Source organism: Gleimia coleocanis DSM 15436, assembly GCF_000159015.1.
GTDB classification, from domain to species: domain Bacteria; phylum Actinomycetota; class Actinomycetes; order Actinomycetales; family Actinomycetaceae; genus Gleimia; species Gleimia coleocanis.
This window is the reverse complement of sequence record NZ_DS999572.1, coordinates 1-217: the sequence shown is the minus strand read 5'-3', so window position 1 is coordinate 217 and position 217 is coordinate 1. Positions and strand designations below refer to the sequence as shown.

General features: G+C 54.8%; 1 protein-coding gene. It reads right to left on the bottom strand.

What is annotated here, in order from left to right:
- Positions 1-217: hypothetical protein (locus HMPREF0044_RS08385; RefSeq protein WP_040313326.1), on the bottom strand; the 217-nt coding region annotated here is incomplete at both ends.

The following is a 217-nucleotide window of genomic DNA, read 5'->3' as shown; positions in this document are numbered from 1 at the left end:
GCCAGTGCCTCGGGCGCTTTCAGTTGATCGTCATCGGCGCGCAAACGGGGAACGCTTTTCTGGCGAACGTTTTGCTGATCAAAGATAACCGGGTTGAGATTTTCATCGAAGCGAACGGTAAACTGCCGGGGACCAAAATCAAAACTCAACGCCTGCGGATCATCAAGGCCCAGGGTTGGGACTAATCTGTCCGCTAGCTCTTCCTGGCTTAGCCCGC